This is a genomic window from Zetaproteobacteria bacterium, assembly GCA_003696765.1.
Lineage (GTDB): Bacteria > Pseudomonadota > Zetaproteobacteria > Mariprofundales > J009 > RFFX01.
The window spans coordinates 1-4,358 of the sequence record RFFX01000086.1; the positions used below are offsets into that span (position 1 = coordinate 1).

A 4,358-nucleotide genomic window follows, 5' to 3' on the forward strand; every position below is an offset into this window, starting at 1 on the left:
GGCCTGCTGCCCGCGGCGGGGCAGGAAAGCGCTGGGGAGCGCAGCTCCGCGGCCCCCGACCCTGTCCGCGGATAGGTCACCCCCCGTGTCCGAAGGGGCGATGCGCATCCTCGGGATCGACCCCGGATCGCGCAGCACGGGGGTGGGTATCATCGATGCCGTCGGCGGCCGGCTGCGCCGGGTCCACCATCAGACCATCCGCTGCGCCGACCGACCCTTCCCACACCGGCTGGCAATGCTCTTCCTCGAGTTGAAGGAGCTCATCGCCCGCTTCCGGCCCGACGTCGCCGCGGTGGAGGATCTCTTCATGGCAAAGAACGCCTCGGCGGCGCTCAAGCTCGGCCAGGCACGCGGCGCGCTGATCGCCGCCTGCGCCGACGCCGGGATCGAGGTCTTCGCCTACCCTCCCGCCACCGTCAAGCAGGCGCTGGCCGGCTTCGGTCGCGCCGACAAGGGGCAGATCCAGTACATGGTCGGGATGCTGCTCGCCACCCGGGAGCCGGTGCAGGAGGATGCCGCCGACGCGCTTGCCGTGGCCATCTGCCATGCGCATCATTGCCCGATGCGGCGCCCTCAGACGGGGAAGGGATCATGATCGGCTGGCTTCGCGGCCGCATCCGCGAGCTCGATGCGGACGGTTGCCTGCTGATCGAGACCGATGCGGGCATAGGCTACGAGGTGACGGTCCCCACCCGCACCCTCGCCGCGCTCCGACCGGGTGCGGAATGCGCCCTCTTCGTCCACACCCATGTACGCGAGGATCAACTGCTACTCTTCGGTTTCGCCACGATCAGCGAGCGGACGCTCTTCCGCCGGCTCACCGCCCTCTCCGGCGTCGGTGCCCGAACGGCGATCAACATGCTCTCGGCGATGACCCCGACCCAACTGCTCGACGCGGTCGAGACAGGGGATGCCGCAGCGCTCGCCCGCACCCCGGGGGTGGGGAAGAAGACCGCCCAGCGCATCATCCTCGAACTGCGCGGCAAGCTCACCGACACCACCGTCCCCGCCGGCCAACAGGGGAGAGACCACGCCGATCTGCGCTCGGCACTGACCAATCTGGGCTACAAGCCGGCGGCGATCCAGCAGGCGATGCGCACCGTCGAGCTCTGCGGCGAGTTCGAGGAGGATTTCAAGCGGGTGCTGCGGGTGTTGTCGTGACCGGCACGGAGGGGAAGGCATGAACCGGTCGGAACAGCGGCTGATCGATCCCGACCTCCAACCGGCCGAGGCGCAGGAGGCCGCCCTCCGCCCCAGACTGCTGGAGGAGTATATCGGCCAGGAGAAGGTGCGCGAGAACCTCTCCGTCTTTCTCCACGCCGCGCGCAGACGGCGGGATGCGCTCGACCACACCCTCATCTTCGGCCCGCCGGGGCTGGGCAAGACCACGCTGGCCAACATCATCGCCAACGAGATGGGGGGCAACATCCGCATCACCTCCGGCCCGGTGATCGAACGGGCCGGCGACCTGGCCGCCATGCTGACCAACCTGGAGCCGGGCGACATCCTCTTCGTCGACGAGATCCATCGGCTCGCCCCGCAGGTGGAGGAGATCCTCTACCCGGCGATGGAGGACTTCCAGCTCGACATCCTGGTCGGCCAGGGGCCGGCGGCGCGCTCGATCAAGATGGAGCTGCCCCGCTTCACCCTGGTCGGGGCCACCACCCGCGCCGGCATGCTGACCAACCCGCTGCGCGACCGCTTCGGCGTCGTACTCCGGCTCGAGTTCTACAGCCCGGAGGAGCTCTGCCGGATCATCACCCGTTCGGCCGCGCTGATCGGCATCGCGATCGAACCCGGGGGCGCGATGGAGATCGCCCGCCGCGCCCGGGGGACGCCGCGCATCGCCAATCGGCTGCTCCGGCGGGTGCGCGACTTCGCCGAGGTGGAGCACGACGGCACCATCACCCGGGCGGTGGCCGACGCCGCCCTCACCCGCCTGGAGGTCGACACCGCAGGGCTCGACGCCCTCGACCGCCGGCTGCTGACCACCATCGTCGAGAAGTTCGACGGCGGCCCGGTGGGGCTGGACACCCTCGCCGCCGCCCTCGCCGAGGACCGGGAGACGATCGAGGATGTGGTGGAGCCCTACCTCATGCAGGAGGGGATGCTGGCCCGCACCCCGCGCGGCCGGGTGGTCACGCCGCGCGCCTGCGCCCACCTGCGGCAGACAGCGGCGGCCCGGGCGACGGGGGAGCGCTGATCGCATGGAACCGGTGGAGCGGCGCGCCCCGGCCGGAGAGGGCGGCGCAGGCGATGGCCGCCCGGTGCACCGATGGCCGGTGCGCATCTACTACGAGGACACCGACCACGGCGGTGTGGTCTACCATGCCAACTACCTGCGCTACATGGAGCGGGCGCGAACCGAGCTGCTGCGCGCGGCCGGGGTGGAGCTCGACGAGGTGGAGCGCCGCTGGGGGGTGCTCTTCGCGGTGACCAGAATCGCCATCGACTACCGGGCGCCGGCCCGCTTCAACGACCTGCTCACCGTCTGCAGCCGGCTGGCGCGGCCGACCGGGGTGCGCATCCGCTACCACCAGCGGATCGAACGCGCCGACGACGGGCTCTGCCTGAGCGAGGCGCAGGTCGATCTCGCCTGCATCGCCCGCTCCGGGCGGCCGCGCCGCATCCCGCCGGCGCTGCTGCAGCGGCTGTGCGCCGTCGCCGACCTCCGGGGAGGCGGGCGCTGACATGCCGCCCTCCCGGGAGCGCGGCATCGCGGCCATGGAGGGTCGTGCGCGTACCCGTCGGTTGCAGGAGGCGACCGATGGATGCGCCAGGCGATCGAGGCTTGCGCGCTTCGCTCGCCGTCGGGCAGGACGTCCACGGAGGGATGTCGTGCGACAGGATCGGACATGAACCCGCAACTCTCTGTCCTACCACTCATTCTCGGCGCCGGCCCCGTGGTCAAGGGGGTGCTGTTGCTGCTGCTGGCGATGTCGCTCGCCTCATGGAGCATCATGTTCCACAAATGGCGCCGGTTCCGCAGGGTGCGGCGTGACGCCGAGGCCTTCTCCGCCGCCTTCTGGGGGGGCTCCGATCTCGATACCGTGCTCGCCGGCATCCCGCAGCGCTACCCCGACAGCCCGCTGCCCAACATCTTCCAGGCCGGCTACCGGGAATACCTGCGCCACCGACGCGAGCGGCGGGGCGACAGCGAGGGCAAGATCGTCGCCGGGGTCGGGCTCGACGGCATTCGACGGGCGCTCGACGCCGCCTTCTCGCGCGAGATGGAGTCGCTCTCGCGCCATCTCGCCTTCCTCGCCACGGTGGGATCGACCGCCCCCTTCATCGGCCTGTTCGGGACGGTGTGGGGCATCATCGGCGCCTTCCAGGGGATCGCCTTCTCCAAGAGCACCTCACTGGTGGTGGTAGCGCCGGGGATCGCCGAGGCGCTGATCGCCACCGCCTTCGGGCTGGTCGCCGCCATCCCCGCGGTGGTCGCCTACAACAAGTTCACCGCCGACCTCAAGCGGATCGCCGGCGCCATGCAGCAGTTCTCCTCGGAGTTCCTCAACATCATCGCCCGCCACATCAAGGAGCACTGATCCCATGTGGACCGGACAGAGCAGCTGGCAAACCGACCAGGAGCCGATGGGGGAGATCAACGTCACGCCGCTGGTCGACGTCATGCTGGTGCTCCTGGTCATCTTCATGGTCACCGCCCCGCTGCTCACCCAGGGCATCGACGTCGAACTACCCAAGGCGGATGCCCCCGACCTGACGCAGAACGTCGAACCACTGGTCGTCTCCATCCGCGCCGACGGCACCATCTTCCTCCAGCGCCACCGCATCCCGCGCACGCTGCTGGTGACAAAGATCCGCGCCGTCCGCCGCACCAGGCCCGATCTCCCGCTCTACGTCCGCGGCGACGGCCGAACCCCCTACGCCGAAGTGGCCCGGGTGATGGCCCTGCTGGCGCAGGCGGGCATCGACAAGGTTGGTCTGGTCACTGAGCCCGAGTCTCGCTGAAGATCCGGCCCGGCGCCGGGGGACGGAGCGCCTGCAATGGCCCGACTACCTCGCCGCCCTGCTGATCCACCTGTTGCTCGCCACCCTCTTGTTGGCGGCCGCCCGCATACGCCCCACACCGCCCCCCCCGATCCATGCGGTCGAGGTCCGTCTGGTCACGACCCAGCCGCAACAGCCGAAGCGGCACCACCCCAAAACAGCGCGGCGACACGCACGGCGGAAGGCGCACCACGCAACAAAGCCCAAGCGACACAAAAAGCGCCTCCACCCACCGAAGCGGCGGCAGCGGCGGCCGAGCCGCACGCGCAGACAGCCGCTCGACTTCGACCCCTTCGCGCCGGTGGAGTCCTCCAGCGACGCCCCGCCGCGGAAGGCCATCCCCCCAC

General features: G+C 70.4%; 6 protein-coding genes. All 6 read left to right on the top strand.

Features of this window, described 5'->3' with window-relative positions; all coding sequences use genetic code 11:
• The first annotated feature begins 100 nt into the window (after positions 1-100).
• Positions 101-595: a crossover junction endodeoxyribonuclease RuvC gene (ruvC, locus tag D6682_08080; GenBank protein RMH50001.1), complete on the top strand. Its 495-nt coding sequence runs from the start codon at positions 101-103 to the stop codon at positions 593-595.
• Positions 592-1,161 carry a Holliday junction branch migration protein RuvA gene (ruvA, locus tag D6682_08085; GenBank protein ID RMH50002.1) on the top strand — a complete coding sequence of 190 codons (570 nt, stop codon included), beginning with the start codon at positions 592-594 and terminating at the stop codon, positions 1,159-1,161. The genes ruvC and ruvA overlap by 4 nt, the downstream gene beginning before the upstream one ends.
• Positions 1,162-1,180: 19 nt before the next feature.
• A complete protein-coding gene (ruvB, locus tag D6682_08090) occupies positions 1,181-2,203 on the top strand; it encodes a Holliday junction branch migration DNA helicase RuvB (GenBank protein RMH50003.1) in 1,023 nt (340 codons plus the stop codon).
• 4 nt (positions 2,204-2,207) lie between these two features.
• Positions 2,208-2,690, top strand: coding sequence for a tol-pal system-associated acyl-CoA thioesterase (ybgC, locus tag D6682_08095; GenBank protein ID RMH50004.1), 483 nt, complete (start codon positions 2,208-2,210; stop codon positions 2,688-2,690).
• Positions 2,691-2,855: 165 nt separating this feature from the next.
• Positions 2,856-3,548 carry a protein TolQ gene (gene tolQ / locus D6682_08100; GenBank protein ID RMH50005.1) on the top strand — a complete coding sequence of 231 codons (693 nt, stop codon included), beginning with the start codon at positions 2,856-2,858 and terminating at the stop codon, positions 3,546-3,548.
• A gap of 4 nt (positions 3,549-3,552) precedes the next feature.
• A complete protein-coding gene (gene tolR / locus D6682_08105; protein ID RMH50006.1) occupies positions 3,553-3,972 on the top strand; it encodes a protein TolR in 420 nt (139 codons plus the stop codon).
• The last annotated feature ends 386 nt before the right edge of the window (positions 3,973-4,358 follow it).